The organism is Bacillus sp. FSL L8-0152 (assembly GCF_038006365.1).
Taxonomy (GTDB): domain Bacteria; phylum Bacillota; class Bacilli; order Bacillales; family Bacillaceae_G; genus Bacillus_A; species Bacillus_A cereus.
Genome location: NZ_JBBOVB010000001.1, coordinates 2,622,755 through 2,647,996, shown reverse-complemented (window position 1 = coordinate 2,647,996; position 25,242 = coordinate 2,622,755). Strand labels below are relative to the sequence as shown.

Sequence of the window (25,242 nt, the reverse complement as noted above, 5' to 3'; positions counted from 1 at the left end):
TTACACGCTTGTAAGATTTCTAAAAAAACTGATAACAAACCTATTTTCAAATCTATAAACAAAGCATATCTATCTTATAATATTTGCATATTGGTTAGAATTACAATGCTATTTTCTAATCTTTATTTTATTAATAAGAAAAGACCGATTTTTTTATCGGTCTTTTTACTTTCAAATATTATATTTTAACTATTGTATGTAGTTGAAGCATATTTGAGTTACCCATTAAATACTATTTCACTTTATAATAACCTCTGCAAAAAAATGAGTGCTTCGGTTTCATTGCAATCAAAAACGAATTGTAAATATCTGAGGCGGAAATGAATGCGTTTATCCAACATATAAATAATAAAATTGATTTAATATTTCCTGATACAAAGAACGATATCATGGCAGGAACTACTGATAATACAATTATAGGCAAGCTCATAAAGACCCAAAATCTCGTTTTGGGTAAGACTGCATTTGTATTTAACCAAAAAAATCTTTTACTAAATGTTAAGCTAATATCCCCTTTTTTACTTATTACTAAAATGTGTAGACATTCGTGAATGATGAAGACTAACATACCTATTATGATAAGATAAAATATATTAATATGAGTGAAACCTGTTTCAAAAAAATAAGGTATTATAAAAATGATTATCTGAAGTAAATATACAAACTTCATATAATGTTTTCGGTACCAATTATTCTGTATAAAAGGAGTCCATTCTGAAAAATCCATACTTATTTGTGGCAAGTGACGAAACCAAATTATAATATGTGTTCCCCTCCCTCATTTAAACTAATTCCTGGCTTATAGATTTAATCTACCTACTAGCACTCAACCGTAAGTTTTATATGTAGCTCTTTAATAGACTTACCAGCAATTTTTGTTGACTAAGACTAAATGCTTCTTTATACCGCCCACTTTTCCCTTCCATTTTTTAAGTAATTGATTTGTAGAATGATTTGAGTAAGAAATTTGTATTATCATTGATACATAAATTCGACAAAATATTCCAATCACCTTTTCATAAATGATTTTCAACTTGATATCCCATGTACAGCTTGATTTCCCTATTTTGTTGAAAAGCAATTCCTTTAAGAAGTCATTACAATTGTACCTTTCTTATGTCAGCAAGTATAAAGTGAAACTTTAATCAGTGGGGGTTTTACTGCCCGGTAATGCGGGATAAAATGAATATAAAAAAGCTTAGAGTTTTAGCTCTAAGCTTTTTTATGATTTCGTTTTAATTCCTTTTACAGAGAAATATTTTTTATCCATTCAGATTTACTCAATACATAATGATTATATAGTTGATTTTCTATCTTCTGTTCACTCAAATAAGTAAACCCGCATTTTTTAATAACTTTATTTGATGGTGCATTGTTAATTAAAGCAATTGCGTTGAGGATAATTAAATTTGTTTCTTTAAACAAATAGTCAATTAAACCTTTAGTCGCTTTTGTAGCATAGTCATGATTTTGATGTTCATTTGAGATAGCATACATTATCTCTCTGTTTGGTGAAGGGAGTTCTTCTTTCATGCCTGTGCAGCACCATCCAATGCATTCATTTGTAGCTTTCTTAAATATTCCTAGCTTTAACATACGATTATCTATGTTATTCGTAGTTTTCACTGCCTCAAGAAATACTTGGTTTGCTGGTATTTCATAATTTGCAATCCAATCCATCCTTTGTTCTTTTGTTGATTTCCAGTCTGGTAAAAACTTTTCTATTTCCGGTTGATTTGCTATTTTATAAATACTCTCTGCATCTTTGACCATAAACTCTTGCAAGTATATATCTCCACAATCTATTCTAAATAACTTAGTCAAACTCTCTTCTCCCATATTAATCCCCCTTACTTACGTTATAGCGCCTTAATCTGCTTCGTAAGTTCTATAAATCGTTCATCAAGTTCTTTATATTCTTTGTCGTTAGAAGTTAAAAAGCTTAATTTTCCTAATACTTCTTGTCTCTCTGTTTCTAACTTTAAACGTAGCTCTTCAATATCATCTCTTGTTATAGTAGGTTCTTCTAGCTGCTTTTGTATCGTATTGTTTGAAAACACGAGTTTTGTGTTAGTTGTTTTCTCCAGAAAATATCGATCGTGAGATACAATTACTAATGTTCCGTTATACTCAGCTAATGTATTTTCAAGTTGTTCACGTGAAGGTAGATCCAAGTGATTCGTCGGTTCGTCTAAAATGAGTACATCTTTTTCATCTAAAATATAAGCCATTAGCTTACATTTTACTCTTTCTCCCATACTCATATGCTCAATCGGCTCTTTCCATTGAGACGCTTGGAATCCTAAATGTTTCATTAAATTTTGGACTTTTCCTCTTTCTTCAAACGTCTCTTTAAAAAATAAATTTTCCGGTGTTCTATCAAGCGGTAAATCAAAAACTTCTTGTGTTAAATAGCCTATGTTTGCAGATGGTGAAATCCATATTTCTCCTTCAGCAGTTTCCGTTCCCATAATCATCTTCAGTAATGTTGTTTTTCCACTACCGTTTGGTCCAACAATCGCAACTTTCTCACCGTGCTGAATTGTAAAATTAACGTTTTCAAATAATGCTTTCCCATGAAAGTCTTTTTTTAATTGCTTCACTTCTAAAAAGCGTTTTCCTACTTTTTTGTTCGCTTGAATAGAAAACTCAACTGAATATTCTTCTTTCACACGTTCTACTTTCGTTTTCTCCAGCTCTTTTTCGAGTCGTTTTCGTTTTGACTTCACTTGTGCATCCATTCGCTTCGCTTTTACACGATAGAATTCTTTCACACCTTCTTGTTTTGTAGACTGCGCGTGTGCCTTTTGTGACCATGAACTCAATTCTTTTATATGTGTTTCTACTTGTTCTATCTTTTTTTGCTGCTTTTCATATTCACGCTGCTGCGACTTCCTTCTTTGCTCACGCACTTTCATGTAGCTCGTATAATTACCACTATGCTCAATTAATTTTTTGTCCTCAATTGACCATATTTTTGTTGCGACAACATCTAAAAAATATCGGTCATGCGATACAACAATAACAGTACCTTTCATCTTTTTTATTTGTTTAATGAGAAATCCCGTACTGATCTCATCTAAATGATTTGTCGGTTCGTCTAATATTAAGACATTAGGATTTTGGGCAAATCCTTTTGCTAATCGAATTTTCAGCTTTTCACCACCACTTAAAGTATGAAAATCGTTCGTTGGCACGCCCCATTTCGCAAGAAGTTCTGCTTCTTGCGAAATCACATCATTACTAATAAAAGATTCTATTTCTTGCTCAACATATGCGGTTGTCATATTCATTTGCTGCCATTCAACAATCCCTTTTGAAGGCTCAATCTTTCCATTTATTAATTGAAGTAACGTTGATTTACCAGCACCATTTTTACCAATTAATCCGATAACATCCCCTTGTTTCACTGCTACATTCATTTTTTCTAACAAAGTATTTTCCATTATTTCAACGTAAACATCATTTAATTTTAAAATTCCTTTCATATTACCGATCCCTTTCATTAAGGGAGAACAAAAAAATCCTCCCAAAGTAATTTTGGCAGGATTAGTCGTTACATTATTTATACCCAAATAAGCTATTACGCAAATCAAATAGCAATACCGTTGTTTGGAATTGGGCAGACTAATCCTAATTTTTATAAATTGAAATTTATTTCATTTCAACATTAAAAAATAAGATTAGTTAATCATCGTCCACCCATCATTCCTTTCCGTCATTAATAACCATATTGTACCATACTAGTACTGTATGAGTAAATGCAATTATTTGTGCTGTTAAAAAGATTGCTTTCTTTTAGGCTTATTTATCATTTCTTAGCTTCATATTGAACAAGCACAAATTACATTGATTGTAATACGTCCTTTAGATTTCCCCAGTAGTAAACTTCTAAGCACTCTCTCTTATATAAATTTTATATAAAAACAAAATGTTATTCGTTACCCAATAACCACTTATTGTTTTTCGATAAATTTTTATTGATTATTCCCTTGTGATAAGCTATTATATCTTTACAGAAAATAATAATGTAAGGATTGAATTTATGGACAGGACATTAAAAATCACAAAGTTAAATATGTTTTTAAGGATTTTTCTCATCCCGATTATAGTAGGGATTATTGTTGGTATACTAACTAAATTGGGGCAAAGTATACTTCCTGGACACTGGAATTCATTAGCTAATCTAGGAAGCGTTTGGTTAGTTCCATCCTTTTTTGTGGCTAGCTTTAGTTATTCTAAGCGTTCAGCTATACTTTCTGGTATCCTTGCACTACTCGGTATGGTATTAGGCTACTATGGTTATGCAATAGTTATTAAAAATGTAGCTCACTCTATTTATTTTATATCTGTATGGATTGTATGTGCATGTATAGGAGGAACTATCTTTGGAATTGCAGGTTTTCTATGGAAAGATACTACAAATCCACTTCATAAATTCGGAAGCGCACTTTTAAGTGGAGTTTTTGTAACGGATGGACTTAACATTCTTTTAAATTTTGAACACTATAGTCACATGTTACCTGTTGGATATACCGAAGTCATAGTCGGGATTATCTTGATTCTTGTATTAGAACGCTCTAATGCTAATCGAATTTCTTCTTTCTTAATGATGGTTCCTATCACTATTTTAGGATTAATTGGATATAAATTATTAAGTTTGTTTGTTTAATTACAATACTGTATCATGAAAAAATAAAAGACTAATTCTATTATAATCCACAAAAAATATCACGAATTTGAACATTATACTTATTCATGTTAATACACTTATTCATAGGATGGATACATAAAGCTACCTCTTTCAAAGGGATAGCTTTTTTCTTACAAAATCTATTTATCAATTTATTATTAAATCCTTCTAATTTAACACCCGTATTTATTAACGTGTCATTATACATACTAAGATGACCTTTTACTATTTCATATAATTGCTATAAAATAAGGCTAAAAAACCTATCTCCAAAGTTTTTTAGCCTATATCACTTATCTACACATTAAAAAATTTAATTCGTACAACTGTACCTTTACTAACCTCTGAATTGATTTCTACACTATGTCCTAATTGTTTCGTAATTTCATATACAAGATATAGTCCCATCCCTGTTGATTCTTTAAAATCTCTACCATTTTCTCCTGTAAAGAAAGGTTTAAAGACTCTTGGTAAATCTTGCTTTGGTATTCCTACACCATTATCGATAATTTCAAGCACAACTGTATTACCTTCCTTACAAGCTTTCACTTTAATCTTTTCTCTACTACCTGATGAATACTTAATCGCATTCGATAGTATTTGTCCGATTAAAAATTGTAACCATTTCACATCACTTTCTACAGTAATATCCTTATCAATTTCAAGCTCTGGATATACAAAATTCCGGATAAAGAATCGTTTATGTTCATGTACCGAATCATTCACTATTTTATGTAGTTGTACCCTTTCTACATAAAAGTCTTGTGTAAACGCTTCTAAACGTGCGACATACAGAGCCATTTCTAATCCCTTTTTTAATCGATCAGTTTCCTCATTTATACTTTCAAAACGTGAATCTACTTCATCCTGTGTAATTAATTCTATTACAGATAAAGGTGTTTTCATTTGATGGATCCACTGATTCATAAAGGTTAAATGGTCATTATTTTTTCTCTCTTGCATTTGCAGCTGATTTTGATAATGTCTATATTGCACCTCAAGTAATTCTTGAAGAGCAGCCGATACAGCTGCAAAATCAGATTTTTGAACAGATTCATCCAAAGATTGCATGGGGTTTGCTAGGCGCTCATAAAAAGAACGATGTGTAAAATAACGAAACACTAAATAACTTCCCATAAAGAAAACACCTAAAAACATTGCATATAACGCCGTTGTAATATGATTATGCCCATCAAACCAATATACGAGAAATATAGCTAGTAGTTGAATTATGGTAAAGCAAATAAGTGGTATATGATCACGTATAAACAACCTTATCATTTTTCTATACCAGTATCCCAAGTAATATGCAATCTATATCCAACACTACGAATCGTTTCAATCGCACCTTCTATATGTAACATTTGTAACTTTTTACGCACACGTGTTGTATTTACACTTAATGTATTATCATCAACATAAGATTCACTATCCCATAATTTATTAAGTAACACTTCTCTACTCACAACACGCGGATAATTTTTCATTAATGTCTCTAATAAAATAGCTTCGTTTCTCGTTATATCAATCTCGTCATTTCTAAGTTTCAATACCAGTCTTTCAGGATATAAACAAAGGCCATGTTGCTCAATCATTCGCTCTTCTAGTTTCGGTGCATAATCTCCATATGCACGTCTTAAATGACTACGAATTTTCGCCACTACAACTTCATAATGAAAAGGCTTCGGAATAAAATCATCGCCACCGTTTTCTAACGCCATAACTTGATCCATCGTGCCTTCACGGGCCGAAATGAATAGTATCGGACATGTTGAAACTCCGCGAATTTGACGACACCAAAAGTACCCATCAAAACTCGGTAAATTAATATCTAATAAAACTAACTCTGGTTGTTCTTCTAAAAAAATGTTTAATACATTTTGAAAGTCCGATACAATAACTCCTTGATAACCATATTTCGCAACATGTGTCGATAATAGTTCTGCAATTTTCATATCGTCTTCTACAATCATAATTTTGACCATTATTGAACTCCTTTTTAATCCGCAATCTCAAATATACTTATATAGAATAAATACTACCTCTTTTCACAAAATCCGTAAATTAAAAAAGGATGCTTTTATACAAAAGTATCCTTTTTCGTCCCTTATCTATTTAATATGAAATTTACTAAAAATAAATCCTAGTTTCTCCACATAATCCATTCCTAGTTCCATACGCGCTGTTTTCAGCGGATCCACAACTTGGCAAACTTTTAAATTACCTGCTGCCGATAATAAAAGCGTTGCATCAGCTTTAGACATTGCTAATTCTTCATGTAAAAATGTCACCATATTACGTACAGCACGATTTGCTGCATCATCTAACAATTTCTCTGAAGCAATCGTCATCATTTTTTCTTTTTGAATAGCCATTGGTAATGGCCATTGTTTTCCTTTTATAATTTGAACTGTTACCGTTACCTCACCAGCAACCTCTACACCACTAACACCAATTTCACCATCACCCATTGCTGCGTGTAAATCACCTAATGCTAATAGTGCTCCTGGGACATTAACTGGTAGTAGTAATGTTGTTCCTTCTTTAATTTCTTTACAGTCCATATTCCCGCCGTGATCATGCGGTGTGCCACATGAAATGCTCTCTTCTTTCGGTGCAGTACCAATTACCCCAATCATTGGATTAATCGGGATTTGTAGTTCACTTGAAAACAAAACATATTCATTATGTATTGGGACAATTTTCACTGTATTTTCATTTAACTCATCACCCATTACACCAAGGTTTGCACCTGTAGTTAAAACGCCCTGCTCTGCAATTTCAATTTTTTCAATCGTTACGACTAATATATCGCCAGGTTCTGCTCCTTTAACATATACAGGTCCAGTCGCTGGATTAATTCGGTTCCAATCTAATTCTTGAAACACAACATCTTCAGAATCGATTTGATTTTCAAAGCAATCATATGTTTCAAATACAAGACTGCTCCCAATTTCTACTTCCATACACGGCTTATTTTCTGGTGACATTAAGTAAATGATATGGTCTTTATGAATTCGATACATAATACCTCTCCCTTTTATATTTATCTACTATTACTAATTAGCTTTTTTTATACAAGCTCCTCTTAAAATTAAATGTTATTTTTAAGTAAAAAAGCACGCAGATTGTTTTATAACATACACTCTTTACTATAACAGAAAGGTGGTATCACTATGCCCCTTATTCCATACAACGAAAGTGATGTTGATTTACTAGCTCGATTAATTCGTGCTGAAGCTGAAGGCGAAGGTCGCCAAGGTGAGGAGTTAGTTGGATGCGTTGTAGTAAACCGTGTATTTTGTGATTGCTTAGATTTTAAACAACTCCGTACCGTACGAGACGCTGTATATCAAAGCCCCGGCGGATTTGAAGCAGTACAATATGGATATTTTTATCAACGCGCTCGTGAATCAGAAAAAGAAATCGCACGAAAAGTTTTACAAGGTCAATGGCGCTGGCCTGCACGATGGGCTCTTTGGTATTTCCGTCCAGTTGGAGCTTGTCCACCTGAATGGTATAATCAGCCATTTGTAGGACAGTTTAAAAGCCATTGTTTTTATGAACCAAGTGGTGATGAATGTCCGAAAATGTATTCACGATAGTAAAATTTGCAACGCAAGTACTTAGAAATTTTGGTACTTACGTTGCTTTTAACTGTGTTTTAGAAATCTAATAGTGTGATGAATTTTTCTATGCCTACTACATGTATTAATAATGGTATACGAGGACCATTTGATTGATTCATAATGAGCTTATATATAATAGTGAATAATTGTTTTTGATTTTCTTTCATTATTTTTTTATTTTCATGATGACAAATCGCATATAATTGCTCCATTAAGTTAGAGTAATCTTTATTAGAACGAAGTATTTTACAAACTTCTACTAGCCATTCTTTCTGCCTTTCATCTAATGTGTAGTAAAACTCTGCATTTTTCTCCTGATTTACCGCGATTAATTTTTCAGATTGAAAGTTTCTTATCCAATACTCTGCGCGATTACTTATCGCTCTCATTTCATCTAATGCATAGCTCCTATCTATTTTCTTTAATATCCCCTGTAAAATAGTTGAATCAAAATTTAATAATGGTAACGTTCCTGCTACTTGATTAAATTTCGGATATTCTTTAAACTCACTATCAACTCTAGAGATTTTAATTGCATCAAATAAATCTTCATTTTTGAGCGTTTTATTTTCATAACTATCTTTCAATCGCTCATACTCTGTATAATTACGAATCACATCTTCATCCAACCCAATATGAAAAGCAGCGCCTGGTTTGTATTTTGCAAACATAAAGAGAATTACTTCTGGTATATACACTTTCAATAAATCGCTTGGTGTAATACTATTCCCTGAAGAACTAGACATTTTTTCATGATTCCCTTTAATACCAATGAAATCGTAAGCAACGTAATGAGGCGCTTCACAATTGAATATTTTCCTTGCAATTTCTTTTGATACATTATAACTACCCGTTTCTGATGAATGATCTCTACCGCCCGGTTCAAAAATAACATCCTCTATCATCCATCTCATCGGCCAATCGATTTTCCAGTTTAGTTTCATTTTATTTGTATTTAATACGGATAACTCTTTTTCATTTCCGCATTCACATTCATACCGCACTGTTTTTAATACTTCATTAAAATGTGTAATAGTTGTTGTATCTTTTCCGCACCTCTCACAATATAATGTAGCTGGATAAAAGCTCTCTCGCTCTTCTTCACTACACTCTCCAGTTTTAAAACCCATTAAAATATCATATATTTCTTTTCGTTTATACAAGGCCTCTAATATATTTTCGTTATATCTTCCGCTTCTATATTCATCATGTTGATAAATAAATTCTACTTCAATTCCAAATGCTTGAAGCGATTTTTCAAACTCTTTTTCAAAATGCTCCGCATACGAGTTATGACATCCATACGGATCTGGAATATCACAGTATGGCATACCAATATACTTTGCAAAAGATGGATCAATATTTTTTGGAACTTTTCTAAACCTATCATAATCATCCCACGAAAATATAAAACGAGTCTTTTTCCCTAAATCTTGAAGTGCTCTTACTACGAAATAAGTCGTTACGATTTCACGAAAGTTCCCAATATGAACAGAACCTGACGGACTAATTCCAGATGCACAAACAAACATTTCTTTATTTGGATGTTTCCTAATTAATTCATGTGCTACTTCATACGCCCAATGCATATATTACTCACCTCAATTATTTTTTGTTTCTCATTTCCAGTTTTATGCAACAAAAAAACTCCCACCCCCAAGATTATTCATCTTGAGGACGAGAGTTGTTAGCTTCGCGGTACCACCTCAGTTTGTTAATATGTCACCATATTAACCTCTTCAGGTACGGCAAAATATGCTTATACCCTATCTCTATAACGGGAGAACCCGTCGCACCATCCCTAAATAAATTAGTTCCTTGCGCAGCTCCAAGTCTTTTTTCATTAAGATGTATACCGCTCTTTCTCAGCTACCAGAGCTCTCTGTACGTATTCTTTCTTAACTACTCTTCTCTTCTATGCCTTAAATATTAGTTTTTTAATATGATAATTTATAACACTTTTATTGTCAAACTTTTCCGAATCGAAATCGTAAAATTATCTAAAAAAATTCTTTATCGCTTCTAATTGAATTTTGTGGCTACACTCATCACAACAATATGCCCCTTTTGGTTTCTCTTTAAATCGCTTATATTTTTCACTACCTTCGTAAACACGAAATATATTCTTACAAGAAAAGCAAACAATCTCATAAAACATCATATGCATTTTCCCCTCCGTGTTTATAAACCTTTTAATCACTTGAGAAGATTAGTTTTCTAGAGCACAAATCATAATATCCTCTGACTAAAAGGTTTACCTCTATTCTTATCGAATTATATTAATATCTTATAACGCGAGGTGAACATCTTGTTCAGTAATATAGACTTAGCTTTAAATGTTAAAGCAAGTTTAGCTGAAGGACCATGTTGGAATGAAAAAAAGCAACTTTTATATTGGGTTGATATTATGGAGAAAAAATTATGCATATATAATCCTACTACCAATACGAACCGAGTAATCGCTCTCAATCAACAAATTGGCTGTGTTGTTCCATATTTAGAGGACATATTACTCTTAGCTATGGAAAACGGCTTTTATTCTATTAATGTAAATACAGAAAAACTGACACATATGTTTGACCCCGAACCTCATTTAATAGAAAATCGTTTTAATGATGAAAAATGTGATCCCGCTGGTCGTTTCTGGGCAGGTACTACAGATACATACGGTATGAATGCTGCAGGTTCCTTATATTGTTTACATAATAATTTGAGTGTAGAGAAAAAAGTTTCACATGTAAATACTTCAAACGGAATCGCTTGGTCACCTGATCATACATACCTTTACTTTATAGATACACCTACTAAAAAAGTGGTTCGCTATCAATATAATATACGTACTGGAGACATTCATAATCCAAGTGATGTAATCATTTTCTCTGAAAATGATGGTCTACCTGATGGTATGACAATTGACGAAGAAGGTTGTTTATGGATTGCACATTGGGGAGGTTCAAAAATAACTAGATGGAATCCCTCTACTGGAGAACAAATATTAAGTATTCCAATTCCTGCGTTATATGTAACATCATGTACATTTGGTGGACCTAACTTAACTGATTTATATGTTACAACAGCCAGAACAAGAATGACGATTGAAATTAATCTTTTAACCGAAGAAATGATAAGTACTTTAAAAAGCATTTATAAAGAATGGAAAGAACTAAAAGTTGAAATAAAAGAATTAGCTTATAATATAGTTCGTAATGAAAGACACATTCGATTAAAAACAAATGCCATTACATTTGTCATTCGGAAATAATACTATAAAAAGTAAGGATATTTCCTCATATATTCATAGGAATACCCTTACCTTTTATTTTCATAAAATTATTTTGTTATTAGTTTTCGCATCATTTAAAATATAATTTTCTTTCGACATACTACTCAGCTATTAATTGAATTCATTAACTGGAAGAAATATTCTGCTTCATGAGTCTCATTCAATTTATACCATGAATGAAGTGTATCCGGCGCAAATACATCTAATTTTTTCAGTACTTCCATGGCAAATTCTAGAGGCGCTACACCCGATGCAGTAATAAGGTTTCTACTAGACGCTACAGGTCCCACTTCATAAAAATTTTCTCCTTTATAAGTAGGACAAACCATTTTCATATACTCTAAACTATTACTTGTGTGATTTATAGAATCCAAGTAACCGTAATTTGCAAGACCTATAGTTGCACCGCAAATTGCTGCTACAATTGTACCAAGTTTTAAAGCTTCATCAACTGTTTTCAAAATAGGTTTATGTATTTCTTCACTCCAAGTATTCCCTCCAGGTAAAATTAATAAATCGTTACTCTCAAGGATACATTCATCTAGGGAAATATCCGGCTTTATATTCAAGCCCCCCATTGAAATAATCGTTTCTCTATTTATTCCAACTGTAACTACTTTAAAAGGCGCTACATCTTTTTTGAAATATCTCCCTGTATTAAGTTCAGCAATTAAATGTCCGTATTCCCAATCAGACATCGTGTCAAATACATATAGATAGGCTTTTCTTGTTTGCATTCAATAACACTCCATTCATATACTACACTCTTAATTAAAACAAGTGCTCTTTTCAGTTTAACATTTTATTCAATATTTATGGTTTAAAATTCCAAATAAAAGAGCACTTGTTTCCGCAAGTGCTCTTTTGGGGATTTTGAGATACCCTATTAACGAAAGTTAAGGTTACTTAAAGTTAAAAGGTATTTATATTATATGCTTGTCCTTTTTATTTGTGCATAATCAATATATAAACATCTTTAATCATTCTTAATAACTTTTAGTTATCGTTCTTTCTTACATTTTATCATTAAGAAATTGATTGAAGGTTTATTTGCCATGTTCTTATTTGGTTCATCAATTTCCGAAACTTTTACTAATCTATATTGATTAAAATCTTTTTTTATAGATTCAGAATCATAAAAGAACATTTTTACACCTTCCATTATCTCATAATAATCTTTATCCAACTGTTTTCCTTTTCCGTACATGGGAGCTTTTTTAGAAACAGTTGTAAAAACCATATATCCGCCTGGTTTTAACTGATTATAACAATCTTCAATAAATTTCTCTCTTTCCTGTTCATTCAACAAATGAAGAAGTGCATGACTAAATATCCCATCATACAGTTTATTATCAAAAGGCATTTCGTTTACTGAACCGTGATACATACTAACATCTTCTAGTCCGTTTTCTCTTGCTAAATCGATCGCTGTTTTCGAAATTTCAATACCTGTTACATTTATACCATTATCGATAAAAACCTTTGCATTTCTTCCATATCCAATACCCGGAACTAATATATTCTTAACGTTCTTTTCAAGAAAAAAATCTTTTGTCAAAATTGCAGATTCTGTAGGTTCAAATCCCCACATCGTTTGTTTTTCGATAAAACTTGATTCCCAAAATTCCATTATGTATCTATCTCCTTATTTTCAATCCATTTTTAGTATCACATTAAAAACTTATAAATTTTAACGCTGCGTCTACCTATGCCAAATTAGTTTTTTACCACATTCACTATAAGTCCATTGAATATAGCACAATTATAAGCCTATATCTATTATAATGATTGGTTTAAAATCCACCCTATTTTATTAATCCTTACGTTTGTAGAAAAATAAAAAAGCCAATACTTCCGTTATAGTATTGGCTTTTTCTCACGAGAAATTATCTTTTTATATTGTACCGATCTAATACTTTTTCTAACATTTCTAAAGTTATTGGTTGTGCTTCTTTTATTAATTGATAACCAATACGACCATTCGGTTCCGCTGTAACTTGCTGTAAACTCTTTACGTCATGAATCCCTTTTTCTCTTAATTCCATATAAAGTTGTTGTTCCGACATTTTTGCCTGCATCAAATTCTCTTTTACAATCTCTCCGTTTTCAACAATTATAATGCTACTTCCATTTAAAAATTGTTCCACCTTCCTTGATTTCAATTCAAAGAAATGAATGATAAGTAATATGCTTGCAAATATGATAGCCGCAAATATAGATGGGACTACTTTTCTACTTAATACAGGTTCTACAATAATACGGCCAATTGATACAACTATAATGATTTCAGCTCTTGTCATTTGGCTCACAGATGTACTACCTGTCATTTTCAAAACAATTATTCCAGTAAAAGTTAATATAATACTTTCCAAAATTATATTCATAACTACCCAATCCTTTAATGGTGTATTTTACTATCATTCCCATCAAAGGTGTGTTTTACTTACCTATTAAGTTGTTAAATCCTTCAGACCATGATGGAAATAAAGGTGTCCATCCATACTCTTTACGTGCCTTATTATTGGAAGCTCCTCTTTCCCAACTATTTTTCCCATCTTGAACTTTAGGCTGAGGTGCCCCTATCGCTGCTGCATATATTGGTAACCATTCTTTACTAGTTGCTGGATGATTATCTACAATATTTACGATTCCTGCAGGCCAATTAAGGGCTAGCATAGTAGCTCTTGCAGCATCTTCAACATGTATAAACGAGCTTATCCCGTCTGATGCGATAATTTCATTATTACGAACTTGATTTGCTATTAATCCGTTTTCCGCATACCATGTTCCTGGTCCGTATAATGTGCCGTAACGAAGTATAACCGATTCAGGTAACTCAGTAACAGCTTTTTCTAATTTCAATATGCCATTAACAGTGACTTGCCGAGGCATAGAAGCAGTAATATGTAGTGAGTCTTTTTCAGTCGCAAATGTATCCCCTGATTCATACGCCCATGAAATACTTTGAGCGATTATTTTCTGTACCCCTACATTTTTAGCGGCATCGACAAGGTTACGAGTGCCTTTTGTTCTAATTTTTGCATTATCCTCAAAATTCCATGAAGACAATGACGTTAATTGATGAATAACTACATCGGGATTTGTTTCTTCTAATACAGAAAATACAGCCTTTCTATTAAATACATCAGCTATTACTGGTATGGCACCAATCTTTTTCATTGCTTCTACTTGCGAAGTATTACGGATCATCGCAAAAACTGTATGCCCATTTTTTATTAACATTGGCAATAAAGAACGTCCTATTACACCAGTTGCACCTGCTACAAATATTTTCATATATGTTCCTCCTCATTTAGTAATCATAAATGTGACGAAACATTTGTAAGGTATGTGACAAATATTTGCTTATTTTTTTCGTTATTCATATGAAACATATACTTTTAATGGTTTAATTATCCCTAAACTCAATTCATCAAAGCATTCTATGAGTGAAGTATAATGTATTTCATGTTGAAAGATCTCTTCTATAAATGGTGTTTTTCCTATTTCTTTAAAAAACCAATCTGCATGCTTTTGATAATCGTATCCGTCACTTGATCCAATGATTTGCAATTCTTTCTGATAAAAGTTAGCAATTAATGTTAGTTCTTCTATATTACCATCAGACAGTATACATATTTCACCATTAGTTTTAAGAGCTTTTTGCAAAGTATGGAACCCACTATTTGTAGCAGAACATTCAAAACCATAATTATATGTTTCTATTATTTTCTCTTCTGAATCATATATGTTTTTCGCACCAAACTTCTTTGCAAAATCTTTTCTATTTTTATTAGGCTCAACAACATCCACGTGCTCAACGCCTACATAGTATTTTAAGAAATAACAAGCGAGTAAACCAATAACTCCCATTCCAGTTATAAGTACTTTTTCATCCTGTCGCGGGTTTAGTTTCAATACTCCTTTAGCGGCATCACACGAAAGAATAGATAATAAAGCAACTTTAGGTTGTATAGAACTAGGCACTCGAATTACTTTATAACCCTTAACTATCCCTATCGTTTCATGTCCATAAAAAGAAACTACTTTATCGCCTACGTTTACATGTGTTACTTTATTACCAACTTGAATCACTTCACCATAACTTTCATATCCAGTTTTTCTTGGATAAAAAGGATTCGTATCTGTAACATCGGATCCATTATACTGTGGTAACTCGGCCCCAATGCTTATCGCTCCTGCGATTGTTTTAACGATAATTTCATCGTCCTGTATGTCCTTAATTTCATTTGTTTCCCACTCAAGTTGTTTAGGCCCTTTTACAATTAACTTATATTGTTCCATTTATATCCTCTCTTTTTATAAAGATGTTATAAGTAATATTGTTATCCATCTAGATTTCGACTAAATTTATTTACCTAATAGATGATAAATTACCCTTGCCCAAGTTTATACCTTTAATGCTCCTGTACATTTCTGTTCAGCGTCTAATACTTTAAAATTACTATTCTGATAACATTTTAAGAAAAGTTGTTGCCGCCCAAATGAAATACGCAAGTTGTGTCACGATATACATCGTAATTTCAAAACCTGTAAGCTTTCTTTCCCTTTTTATTTTCTTTAAATATCTATAAAAACAAAATGAACATAAAATCAGTAAAACAATAGACATTTGATATAGATTTTCCACTAAAAGAACTGCCATTTATTTCATCACCTTTCCAATAAAGTGAAACTTTAATCAGTGGGGGTTTTGTTCATCCTTCACTGATTATCAGCCCTCACCAGTCGGGATTTAACGGGATAAAAAATATATAGTTCAAGCATATCATTTTAACGGAACGAATTACCACAATTTTCAAATTGAATAAACTTCCTAAGTAAAAGAAGTCACTTTTCGGAAATGTTTCAATACAATATTATGTAATTCAATACTCACTATATAATATTAGATTAGGTTTTCTTTTACTGTACATGCTTAGGAGGAAGTTTTACATGCAATTGATTCATAACATACAAAAAACGTTTAATAACCTATGTAACTACGATACGGTCAATTTAATACACGCTATTCAATCATTAAATATTTCACTTCATAAAATATCTCCTTTTATTACTTCACCAGTTAATCTTGAATACGGAAGGAACGTTATCTATCAGTCTGAATTTGTAGAGATTTTAGTATTAAAATTCCCCAGCAAAGCAAAGACTTTTGTGCACGATCACGGAATATCTGTAGGATGTATACTAATAGTCAATGGTACGCTACAAAATATAACGTACGAAAATAATAGCGAGCGGATTGAAGAGTTTACAGAGGGAAATATTTTCACAGTAAAAAAAGATACTGTGCATAAAATGTATAACGCTACAGATTCAACAGCAATAACATTTCACGTATATTCCCCACCATTAAAAGATGTACAAATATATGAGTAGCCTTTAAAAGGAGGAAATATGCAAAATTTGAAGGATTACTATATAAAGAGCTTACAAGATGGTCGTAACGTTTGGCTCTATGGACAAAAAGTAGATGTAACTACAGACAAACATTTTGCAGGTACATTAAGTACCATTTCTAATTTATTTACATTGTTTGATGACCCCATACGAAGAGATTCTATTGGATATGTGAGCCCAAAAACGAAAGAATTTGTTCATACTGCATTTTTAGTTCCGAATTCCTATAATAAATTATTAATGAGAAGAACTGCATTTGAAACGTGGAGTTATGCTACAGACGGTGTAATGAGTAGATTATCTGATTATGCAAGATCGAGACTTACTGGCTGGTACGTATCAAGATATTTTTATAAAAAATTCGATGCACAGTTTCCAGATAAAATTACATCTTATTATGAAAAAGCGAGAGATAATCACTTGTTCTTAAGTGTAGTTCAACGTGACCCACAAATAAATCGTTCTACAGAATCAATATTGAATGCAAAAAATTTAGGGTTACTAAGAGTTACGAAGGAAACTTCTGATGGAATTTATTTAAATGGTGCAAAAATGGTAGGTACTGCTTCTCCTTATTCAAATGATTTATTAATCTATCCATTAGCAAAACTGACTGATACTCAAAAAGATTTAGCTCACTTTCTCATTGTGGCAGCCAATTCCCCTGGATTACATATGGTTTGTAGAGAACCATTTGCGAATGCAAACTCAAGTACAGTTGATTCCCCTCTTAGCTCACAGTACGATGAAATGGATGCACTATTAATCTTTGATAATGTATTTGTACCATGGGAACGTGTCTTACTGTATAACAACCCTGAAGCATTATGGAAATTAAAGTCAGATATAGCTTCTAGTAGTTTAGCTTATCATCAAGCAATTGTACGATTAGTAGTAAAACTAGAATTTATAACTGCAATTGCTTGTGAAATTGCTGAAGCGATCGGTGCTACTACTTATTTGCATGTTCAAGAGAAGCTTGGGGAATTAATTATGCAAATCGAAACAATTCGCGCACTTTTAATTGCTGCTGAAGTTGAAGGTACTACAAATGAAACGAAAACTTATTTGCCGAATTTTAAATATATCGAAACTGCAAGGAATCTTGGTTCCAAATATTATCCCCGTGCAATAGAAATTTTACAATTAATTGGAGCAGGTGGGTTCATTCAACTTCCTTCGAGCTCAAATGACTTCCAGAGTCCTATAGCTGATTTATTGAAAAAGTACTTTAAAGGAACTAATATAGATGCCGAACAACGCACAAAATTATTTAAGTTAGCCTGGGATACCATCGGAAGCCCCTTAGGATCTAGACACGAATTGTATGAAAGATTTTATGCTGGAGATCCAATACGAAATACAGCTATGCAATATGTAAATTATGATAAAAATCACTTTAAAAAGATGATAAGTAAATATTTACATTGATGAAAAAGAGCACTCTTTGCTAAGAGTGCTCTTAAAAAATATATAATTATCCAATTACATATATAATTGCTCCGGCCACAACTGCTACTTTTCTCTGTAATGGTTTCATCTTATTCACTTTTATTTTTATAATTCAGCTTTATTACTTCTGGTATATACTTCCTATCATATTTTCTCGTATAGATTTCTCTATCAGGAGTAACTAATTGTAAAACAATCTCACCACAAACCCCATCTAGTATTTCAAATTCACCTTGTGCATTTGAAATACTGCGTTCCTTACTTTCAATTGAATCTTCATATATTTTCACATTAAATATAGGTTCGTTATTTTGATCTACGATAATACCTCTTGAATACTTAGCAACTGCTATGCATTGATCCTCTTTTTTATAATATGTAATCACAACAATTGCACCTGCCACTATAGCGCTACATACAAACAAGAGAATGATTTTGCGCCTCACAACGAACCTCCTAATTCAAATTATTCTTTTCTAAACTGAAAATTAAACTGTCTTAATTGCTTGATTTCCTCAATTACTTTACGAATACCTTCTTCAATCTTATCTTCTTTTACATTCGAAACATTTAATTTTAATAGTTTTTCTTTAGGAAAATTCCTCATATAATTCTTATCAATAGTATCGACACTTATTTGCATGTCACCTAATTTTTGTATAAGTGTTTCTGTAACTGTGTTTTTCTGCATTTCTAAACAAGTGTGTATTCCAAATGTGTTTTGTCTATTATATGTAAATAATGATGGATTTTCATTTTGCACTTTTTCTAATGTTTCTGCTAGTTTTATTGATCTATTGTAGTAGGAAGAATTAATTTTACTTTTATGACGTTCAAACATACCGCTCTTTATATAAATTTCTAAAGCCGCTTGAGAAATCATTGGACTATCAATATCTAGTATCTTTTTGTATGTATAGAACGCATTTGCAATGGATGGTGGGATGACTGCAACTCCAACCCGTAAACCAGGAAAAATAATCTTCGAATAACTTTTCAAATATATGACATGACTACAATTATCCAAGCTATATAACGGATCTGCTTTTGAATCAGTTTCTAAATCTGCTAAATAATCATCTTCCACTATAAATACATTGTATTTCTTAGCCAATAGTGCGATTTTTTCTTTCTCATCTTTAGAATAAGAAGTTCCAAGCGGATGATGATATCTCGGTATCGTATAAAAGAATTTTATTTTTCCAGTTTGAAATATTTGCTCCAATTCATTCAAATCGATACCTTCATTCGTACGTTTAATACCGATTACAGGAACTTTATTTATTTCTAGATAATCAATATATAGATGATATGTTGGCTGTTCAATTAATACAGTTTCATTTCCATTCGGAAATGGTATAGAAGTTAATATAGCAAGCGCCTGCTGCACACCTGATGTTATAAAAATATTGTCTTCTTTCGTGAACACTTGATAATTTGCCAACTGTTTTTGAATGACTGGAATTAAAGATGGTAACCCTTTCGGTGTTCCGTATACGAACAAATCATTTTTATAAGTATCAATAGCCTTATTAATGCAATGCTGAAAATCTAAATATGGGAAAACATCTGGATCTGGTGCTGAAGAAGCGAAATCAATTATCTCGTTATTTTCTATGGTACTCCCAGATTTCTTAACAACGTAGTATCCACTTTGAGGGACAGAATATATAATGTGACGCTTTTCTAATTCATGAAGCGCACGTATAACTGTTGCCTTATTACATTCATATTGCGTAACGAGTGACCGTATAGACGGTAATTTCTTTCCTTCTTTTATATCTCCATTTTGAATCTTATTTTCAATGTCATTTAAAATATGTAAATACTTATACATATTACACCTCCTTCAGCAATTCTATATTTGATTCCATCGGTTTTCTATTCATATAGCATTCATTCCTCAATTAGTTAATTTTCCGATCATCTATATCGTAAATCCCAATAGCATATGAATCATTTTCAATCCATTTCTTTACTGCTTCTGTTTTAAGTACAACTTCAACTTCTTTTTCTATTTTCTGTCCAAGTTCTCTCGCCCCTACTTCATCATCGCTAATCTTAGTTTTTATATCAATGGTAACAGGTTGATTCTTTTTATAATTTATTTGCTGAATACCAAACCCTTCATATCCATTTTTTCTGAATACATCATCAAATATATGTCCAAAAACTTGATTCCATCTACTCTCTGCCTTTACAACTTCTCTATTTCTTTGAGTTATATTGATTTTATAAGACGTTACACCTTGTATCACCAATCTTTTATTAATATCATTTTTTATTTCGTTACTATCTTCGCTATCAGCAATCTCTAAATCTACTATCCTTTCTTTTTCATCTCTTATAGCAGCACTAAAAAAAGATTCCTCCTTTACCGCTGCTGTGGCAATATCCATCACTATAGAATCTTCACTTTTAGCATCTTCAATGTCATTCTCACAGGCACATAATAAAGCAAATGGAAATAAAAGTACAAGTAACTTCTTTCCCTTTCTCATGTAGCACCCCTCCAAACATTTTCATTTACGATAAACTTTTTACTTTGACATATAAATACCTTCTTTAATTATTAAATTTAACATTATTTCACATTTTCCCCACTTAACAAGGAAATTACAATTAATAAATAGAATATCTCTATGAATAAATAAAAAGTGAGGGATATATAATGCAACGTGTAAATACGATTGATATTAGTAATGTACTACAATTGGACAAAACTCTTTCGACTTTATTAAATAAAATGATTTCTTCAAAACTAGACCTTGAAAATTGGTTAAAAGAGCAGTCAAAAGTAATTTGGGACATCGAAGAACAAGTAAGATCACACTATATCGCCTTTCAATGTAATACCGATAATAAAGAAATAAAAGATACTTTTGAATATGATCAACAATTTGTAAGGCCTCTTTTGAAACGCTATCAAAATTCATTTGATAATAAATATTTAGAATCACCTTTTCGAATGGAACTTGACCCAAAAACGTATAGCTTACTTGATAAAAAAATAAAAAATGCACAGACATTATTCTGTGAAAAGAACATTGATTTAGAAGTAAACGAAGACAAACTGGTAACCGAGTACTTTGAAATTACAGGTGGTTTAACTGTGGTATGGGATGGTGAAGAAAAAACAATTACTGAACTACAGTCTTACTTACAAGATCCGAATCGTGATATACGAAGAAAGGCAAGAACGCTCATTTCTGAAAAATTCCTATCTGTCGAAGATAAATTACAAAATATCTTAAATGAATTAATCGTAATCCGTCACGAAAAGGCAAAAAATATTCAACTAGATAATTATCGTGATTATATGTTCAAAAAATACGAGCGTTTTGATTATACAGCGAAAGACTGCTATGAACTAGCTGAATCCATACGTAAGTATGTTGTGCCTCTTAAAAATAAAATATTGCTAGAGAAAAAAGAGAAACTGCAAGTGGATACGCTTCATCTATGGGATGTATCAGCTGTAACTCCAGATCAAAAAGTACTTAAACCAATTGCAAATGAAAATGATTTAATTAAAAAGAGCACTCATATCTTTAATAAACTAGATGTTGAATTTTCAGCACTTTTAAACCGAATGTCTAAACACAATTGTCTTGATTTAACAAGCCGCAAAGGAAAAGCAGCTGGTGGCTTTTGTGAGTACTTACCAGCTTCACAATTATCTTATATTTTTATGAACTTAAATTATACACAAGATGATATTGTCACTTTTATACATGAAATGGGTCATAGTATTCATAACGAACTCATAAAACCATTAAAATTACGACAGTATATAGAAATTCCAGCTGAAACAGCTGAGCTAGCCAGTATGACAATGGAGTTATTCTCGCTTAATTATTGGGATACCTTCTATACAGACAAAAAAGATTTAAAACAAGCAAAAATTAACTTCTTTAAAGATGTTATTTCATATTTACCCGTTATGCTTATTGTCGATCAATTTCAACACTGGCTGTATGAAAATCCAATTCATACTTCTGAAGAAAGAAATGAAAAATACTTACAACTTCAAAAACATTATCAGTCTAGCGTCATACATATTGATGGTTACGAAAACTGGATAGCAACGAGTTGGTTACCTGTACTCCATATTTTTGAAGTACCATTTTATTATATTGAATATGCGATCGCCCAACTTGGCGCTTTACAAATGTATAAACAATATAAAGAGGAACCTAAACAAGCACTAGAAAATTATAAAAAGGCATTATCACTAGGAAGCTCGCAATCTATAAAAGAAGTGTATGATGCAGCCGGTATTCGTTTTGATTTTTCTGGTGAAACAATTAAAGAACTAATGCTATTTGTAGAAAAAGAATTAGAATTACTTGAGCAATTATAAGAAGAAAGCTGCACCTATATTTTTGGTGTAGCTTTCTTCTTTATTTTATTAATCAGCTCTATGTACTGAGTATCCCCATATCCGATTGTTGGAAAAAGATAAAACAACTTTATTAATAACTCACGAGTTGATAAATCTTTATTTTTAGAGATGAATTTCATTACTGCATTATCTTCTGTTAACATTTCTAAAAATAAGTCTATAGCCTGATACATTACAGGTGGTACTTTATGAGAGGTCTTTTTATGGTTTACTAATACTTCATTGTATATAGAAGAATAATTCCCCAATTCAAGTTCAATTTGATTTACTTTAAATTCATCCTCTCTAAAGCTATTTAAGTATACCTTCCCTTCATAAGCAGACTGTTCAAGGTGAGAAAGTATGGTAAGTAGGTTCATTTGGCAAAACATATCTTCACCAAACCATAGAACAATACATTTATACTTTTTCGTAAAAAGGTTTTCTAACGGATCTATAACCTTTTTTATATAACTTTCTACTGAACTGTTATGTCCTTTCGCTCTTGTTTTAATAAACTCTTCATTAAAAACTTGAGTAGTAGCCGAGTTCACACACATTGCCTCATTAAATGGGGCATAATCAGAATTACCCATTAGCTTTTCGTTTTTAAATTCTTCATACATAACTTGACCATTTAATATGTTAAGTACCTCTTTATCAAATAGCTCACTCTTCCTATCTCGTAACTGTTCAACCTCTATTTTTCTAGAAATATTCATTTTAAACGCCCCTTCTTTATTTAAATTTAGTTTAACAAATGATTGAATAGGCATTTTGTTAAGTTGGTATTCTCTTGGATTCATTCCAAAAACATTTTTGAAAGCTCTACTATAAGCCTCTTGGGAAGAGTAATCGTAATCCAACGCTACCTCAATTATCTTCCTACCATTCTTTAAATCTTCCGTAGATACATATAACCTTCTAAGAAGAATATAACGTCTAATACTGAAACCCGTTACTTGATGAAATTTAAAAGAGCAATAATAAGGAGAATACCCCATGTAACGAGATAATTCATCTAAAGAAAATCTCCTTTTTAAATTGCTCTCAATCCAATTAATCATCTGCTGTATATGTTCATTCATTTCCTTCACTCCTTATTTAAAAGTATAGGAGAAGTGCGTTTCTTTCTTTTGATATTTCTTGTGTTTTATAACATGAGCCTTTCTCTAAAGTCTTTATAATCTATATATAAGTATTAATTTTTATTTTTTCATCTATCTTATTTTGTCATACCTTCTATTCATTTTTCAATTTAGCGTTAATGAGTATGTTGGCAACACCTTACTAATTATTAAAGGTCAATTTACATCATATTTCATTTTAAAGGATTTCAAAAATTAAACACGAATTTTATAAAATAAAATTCTTTTAATTCCCAAGTTAAAAAATTAAGGTTTGGAAAGGACGTTTCAATGAACAAGCTAGAAAAAGAAATACTTCAATTCATAAATGAACAGTATCCGTTGAATTTTATTAACATTAAGCCAATAACAAATGAGATGTATGAATGTCTTACAGAACAAGGTACATACTTCAGTAGAATTACAAACTACAAAACATATGAAGAACAGATAGAAGAAGTTATATATACGAATTTTTTATATCAAAATGGTTTAGGTGTTCCACCAATAATCCCTTCATTACAAGGGAATTTTGTAGAAAAATTCACATTAGACAAGGAGATTTTTGCTGTATTATATAAAGCTGCTCCTGGTATACATTTACCAAGGTCTGAATGGAATTCTAATATATTTAAAAAACTTGGTAAACAAATTGGAAAATTACATCGTATATCTAAAAGCTTTGAAAAGATTAAACCAGTAAAACATATAAACGATTGGTATGAAAATGAAGAATATAATTTTCTTAAATATATCCCTAAAGAAGAAAATACAATAAGAGAAATTGCATCTGACGTTTTAACTTCCATAAAAGAGCTACCAAAATCCTCTTCAAATTACGGCTTAATTCACGGAGATTTATGGTTAGAAAACATTTTAGTCGAAAATAATTCAAACTTAACAATGATAGATTTTCAAGACTGCGAAAAACATTTTTACATATTCGATTTAGCCGTTCCTATTTATAGTGCGATAGAATATTCATTTGCTGGAAATGGGAATATCGTTGACTATGAGTATTCAATTACAAAAGCACTATTTGAAGGCTACCAAGAGGAAAATGAGCTACCAAAAGAGATGAAAGACAAGTTTCCGTTATTTATTAAATTAAAGGAGATTTTTGAATATAGCTTAATGCATATGTATTGGGATAAAGAAGAATTAACGGAGGAACAAGTACGGATTATGAACCTTTATAGGATGAAGATCGAAAATAAGAATACCTATATCAATATTTAAGAATGCTGTTGTTT

General features: G+C 31.7%; 24 protein-coding genes, 1 pseudogene and 1 other annotated feature. Of the genes and pseudogenes, 7 read left to right on the top strand and 18 right to left on the bottom strand.

Annotated elements, in window-relative coordinates:
* Positions 1-232: 232 nt before the first annotated feature.
* From MHH27_RS13275 to abc-f, 3 genes are all read right to left on the bottom strand, one after another.
* The gene (locus MHH27_RS13275) at positions 233-727 is read right to left on the bottom strand and encodes a DUF3267 domain-containing protein (protein WP_080126419.1); all 495 of its coding nucleotides are present in this window, start codon (positions 725-727) and stop codon (positions 233-235) included.
* Positions 728-1,245: 518 nt separating this feature from the next.
* Positions 1,246-1,839, bottom strand: coding sequence for a GNAT family N-acetyltransferase (locus MHH27_RS13270; RefSeq protein WP_340942868.1), 594 nt, complete (start codon positions 1,837-1,839; stop codon positions 1,246-1,248).
* 20 nt (positions 1,840-1,859) lie between these two features.
* Entirely contained in the window at positions 1,860-3,488 is a 1,629-nt protein-coding gene (gene abc-f / locus MHH27_RS13265) for a ribosomal protection-like ABC-F family protein (RefSeq protein WP_340942865.1), read from the bottom strand.
* A 557-nt stretch (positions 3,489-4,045) separates the two neighbouring features.
* Here abc-f and MHH27_RS13260 point away from each other — a divergent pair.
* Entirely contained in the window at positions 4,046-4,672 is a 627-nt protein-coding gene (locus MHH27_RS13260; protein ID WP_340942863.1) for a DUF6518 family protein, read from the top strand.
* A gap of 318 nt (positions 4,673-4,990) precedes the next feature.
* Here the strand turns inward: MHH27_RS13260 and MHH27_RS13255 are convergent, their stop codons facing one another.
* The 3 genes from MHH27_RS13255 to MHH27_RS13245 all read right to left on the bottom strand — a co-directional run bounded on the left by MHH27_RS13255 (position 4,991) and on the right by MHH27_RS13245 (position 7,719).
* The gene (locus MHH27_RS13255) at positions 4,991-5,974 is read right to left on the bottom strand and encodes a sensor histidine kinase (RefSeq protein ID WP_340942861.1); all 984 of its coding nucleotides are present in this window, start codon (positions 5,972-5,974) and stop codon (positions 4,991-4,993) included.
* Complete coding sequence (locus MHH27_RS13250; protein ID WP_098236968.1) at positions 5,971-6,678, bottom strand: response regulator transcription factor; 708 nt, start codon at positions 6,676-6,678, stop codon at positions 5,971-5,973. The genes MHH27_RS13255 and MHH27_RS13250 overlap by 4 nt, the downstream gene beginning before the upstream one ends.
* A 126-nt stretch (positions 6,679-6,804) precedes the next feature.
* The gene (locus MHH27_RS13245) at positions 6,805-7,719 is read right to left on the bottom strand and encodes an acetamidase/formamidase family protein (RefSeq protein WP_061660667.1); all 915 of its coding nucleotides are present in this window, start codon (positions 7,717-7,719) and stop codon (positions 6,805-6,807) included.
* A gap of 150 nt (positions 7,720-7,869) precedes the next feature.
* Between MHH27_RS13245 and MHH27_RS13240 the strand changes: the two genes are divergently transcribed.
* Positions 7,870-8,298, top strand: a complete 429-nt coding sequence (locus MHH27_RS13240) for a cell wall hydrolase (protein ID WP_001128402.1) — start codon at positions 7,870-7,872, stop codon at positions 8,296-8,298.
* A 59-nt stretch (positions 8,299-8,357) separates the two neighbouring features.
* Here MHH27_RS13240 and lysS read toward each other — a convergent pair whose 3' ends face one another.
* Positions 8,358-9,911: a lysine--tRNA ligase gene (lysS, locus tag MHH27_RS13235; protein ID WP_016512788.1), complete on the bottom strand. Its 1,554-nt coding sequence runs from the start codon at positions 9,909-9,911 to the stop codon at positions 8,358-8,360.
* Between the two features lie 81 nt (positions 9,912-9,992).
* Positions 9,993-10,249: a binding site (T-box leader), on the bottom strand.
* Positions 10,250-10,318: 69 nt separating this feature from the next.
* Positions 10,319-10,489 carry a DUF2197 domain-containing protein gene (locus MHH27_RS13230; protein WP_000551042.1) on the bottom strand — a complete coding sequence of 57 codons (171 nt, stop codon included), beginning with the start codon at positions 10,487-10,489 and terminating at the stop codon, positions 10,319-10,321.
* 141 nt (positions 10,490-10,630) lie between these two features.
* Here MHH27_RS13230 and MHH27_RS13225 point away from each other — a divergent pair.
* Positions 10,631-11,416, top strand: a pseudogene (locus tag MHH27_RS13225) (SMP-30/gluconolactonase/LRE family protein); the annotation flags it as partial.
* 293 nt (positions 11,417-11,709) lie between these two features.
* Here MHH27_RS13225 and MHH27_RS13220 read toward each other — a convergent pair.
* From MHH27_RS13220 to MHH27_RS13195, 6 genes are all read right to left on the bottom strand, one after another.
* Complete coding sequence (locus MHH27_RS13220; protein ID WP_001194780.1) at positions 11,710-12,342, bottom strand: type 1 glutamine amidotransferase family protein; 633 nt, start codon at positions 12,340-12,342, stop codon at positions 11,710-11,712.
* A gap of 263 nt (positions 12,343-12,605) precedes the next feature.
* Positions 12,606-13,235 (bottom strand): class I SAM-dependent methyltransferase, encoded by a 630-nt coding sequence (locus MHH27_RS13215; protein WP_000397611.1) that lies wholly within the window; start codon positions 13,233-13,235, stop codon positions 12,606-12,608.
* 256 nt (positions 13,236-13,491) lie between these two features.
* On the bottom strand, positions 13,492-13,989 hold the full coding sequence (locus MHH27_RS13210) for a DUF421 domain-containing protein (RefSeq protein ID WP_001021414.1): 498 nt from the start codon (positions 13,987-13,989) through the stop codon (positions 13,492-13,494).
* Between the two features lie 55 nt (positions 13,990-14,044).
* The gene (locus tag MHH27_RS13205) at positions 14,045-14,902 is read right to left on the bottom strand and encodes an NAD-dependent epimerase/dehydratase family protein (RefSeq protein ID WP_098841969.1); all 858 of its coding nucleotides are present in this window, start codon (positions 14,900-14,902) and stop codon (positions 14,045-14,047) included.
* An 81-nt stretch (positions 14,903-14,983) separates the two neighbouring features.
* Entirely contained in the window at positions 14,984-15,910 is a 927-nt protein-coding gene (locus tag MHH27_RS13200) for a zinc-dependent alcohol dehydrogenase (RefSeq protein ID WP_016512790.1), read from the bottom strand.
* 160 nt (positions 15,911-16,070) lie between these two features.
* Positions 16,071-16,271, bottom strand: a complete 201-nt coding sequence (locus MHH27_RS13195) for a hypothetical protein (RefSeq protein ID WP_000279697.1) — start codon at positions 16,269-16,271, stop codon at positions 16,071-16,073.
* A 290-nt stretch (positions 16,272-16,561) separates the two neighbouring features.
* On the opposite strand from MHH27_RS13195, the gene MHH27_RS13190 reads away from it, so the two are divergent.
* Complete coding sequence (locus tag MHH27_RS13190; RefSeq protein WP_001176002.1) at positions 16,562-17,005, top strand: cysteine dioxygenase; 444 nt, start codon at positions 16,562-16,564, stop codon at positions 17,003-17,005.
* An 18-nt stretch (positions 17,006-17,023) separates the two neighbouring features.
* The gene (locus MHH27_RS13185; protein WP_097924129.1) at positions 17,024-18,457 is read left to right on the top strand and encodes a 4-hydroxyphenylacetate 3-hydroxylase family protein; all 1,434 of its coding nucleotides are present in this window, start codon (positions 17,024-17,026) and stop codon (positions 18,455-18,457) included.
* Between the two features lie 110 nt (positions 18,458-18,567).
* On the opposite strand, the gene MHH27_RS13180 is transcribed toward MHH27_RS13185, so the two are convergent.
* The 3 genes from MHH27_RS13180 to MHH27_RS13170 form a co-directional block, all read right to left on the bottom strand.
* On the bottom strand, positions 18,568-18,924 hold the full coding sequence (locus MHH27_RS13180; RefSeq protein ID WP_001253116.1) for a hypothetical protein: 357 nt from the start codon (positions 18,922-18,924) through the stop codon (positions 18,568-18,570).
* A gap of 20 nt (positions 18,925-18,944) precedes the next feature.
* Positions 18,945-20,315, bottom strand: a complete 1,371-nt coding sequence (locus MHH27_RS13175) for an aminotransferase-like domain-containing protein (protein WP_098839843.1) — start codon at positions 20,313-20,315, stop codon at positions 18,945-18,947.
* 70 nt (positions 20,316-20,385) lie between these two features.
* Positions 20,386-20,979, bottom strand: a complete 594-nt coding sequence (locus tag MHH27_RS13170) for a DUF4030 domain-containing protein (protein WP_001225391.1) — start codon at positions 20,977-20,979, stop codon at positions 20,386-20,388.
* Positions 20,980-21,149: 170 nt separating this feature from the next.
* Here MHH27_RS13170 and MHH27_RS13165 point away from each other — a divergent pair, with 170 nt between their 5' ends.
* On the top strand, positions 21,150-22,841 hold the full coding sequence (locus tag MHH27_RS13165) for a M3 family oligoendopeptidase (RefSeq protein WP_340942854.1): 1,692 nt from the start codon (positions 21,150-21,152) through the stop codon (positions 22,839-22,841).
* Between the two features lie 14 nt (positions 22,842-22,855).
* Here MHH27_RS13165 and MHH27_RS13160 read toward each other — a convergent pair whose 3' ends face one another.
* Positions 22,856-23,950 (bottom strand): helix-turn-helix domain-containing protein, encoded by a 1,095-nt coding sequence (locus MHH27_RS13160; protein WP_048564648.1) that lies wholly within the window; start codon positions 23,948-23,950, stop codon positions 22,856-22,858.
* A 330-nt stretch (positions 23,951-24,280) separates the two neighbouring features.
* Here MHH27_RS13160 and MHH27_RS13155 point away from each other — a divergent pair, with 330 nt between their 5' ends.
* Positions 24,281-25,228, top strand: a complete 948-nt coding sequence (locus MHH27_RS13155; protein WP_090976675.1) for a phosphotransferase enzyme family protein — start codon at positions 24,281-24,283, stop codon at positions 25,226-25,228.
* The last annotated feature ends 14 nt before the right edge of the window (positions 25,229-25,242 follow it).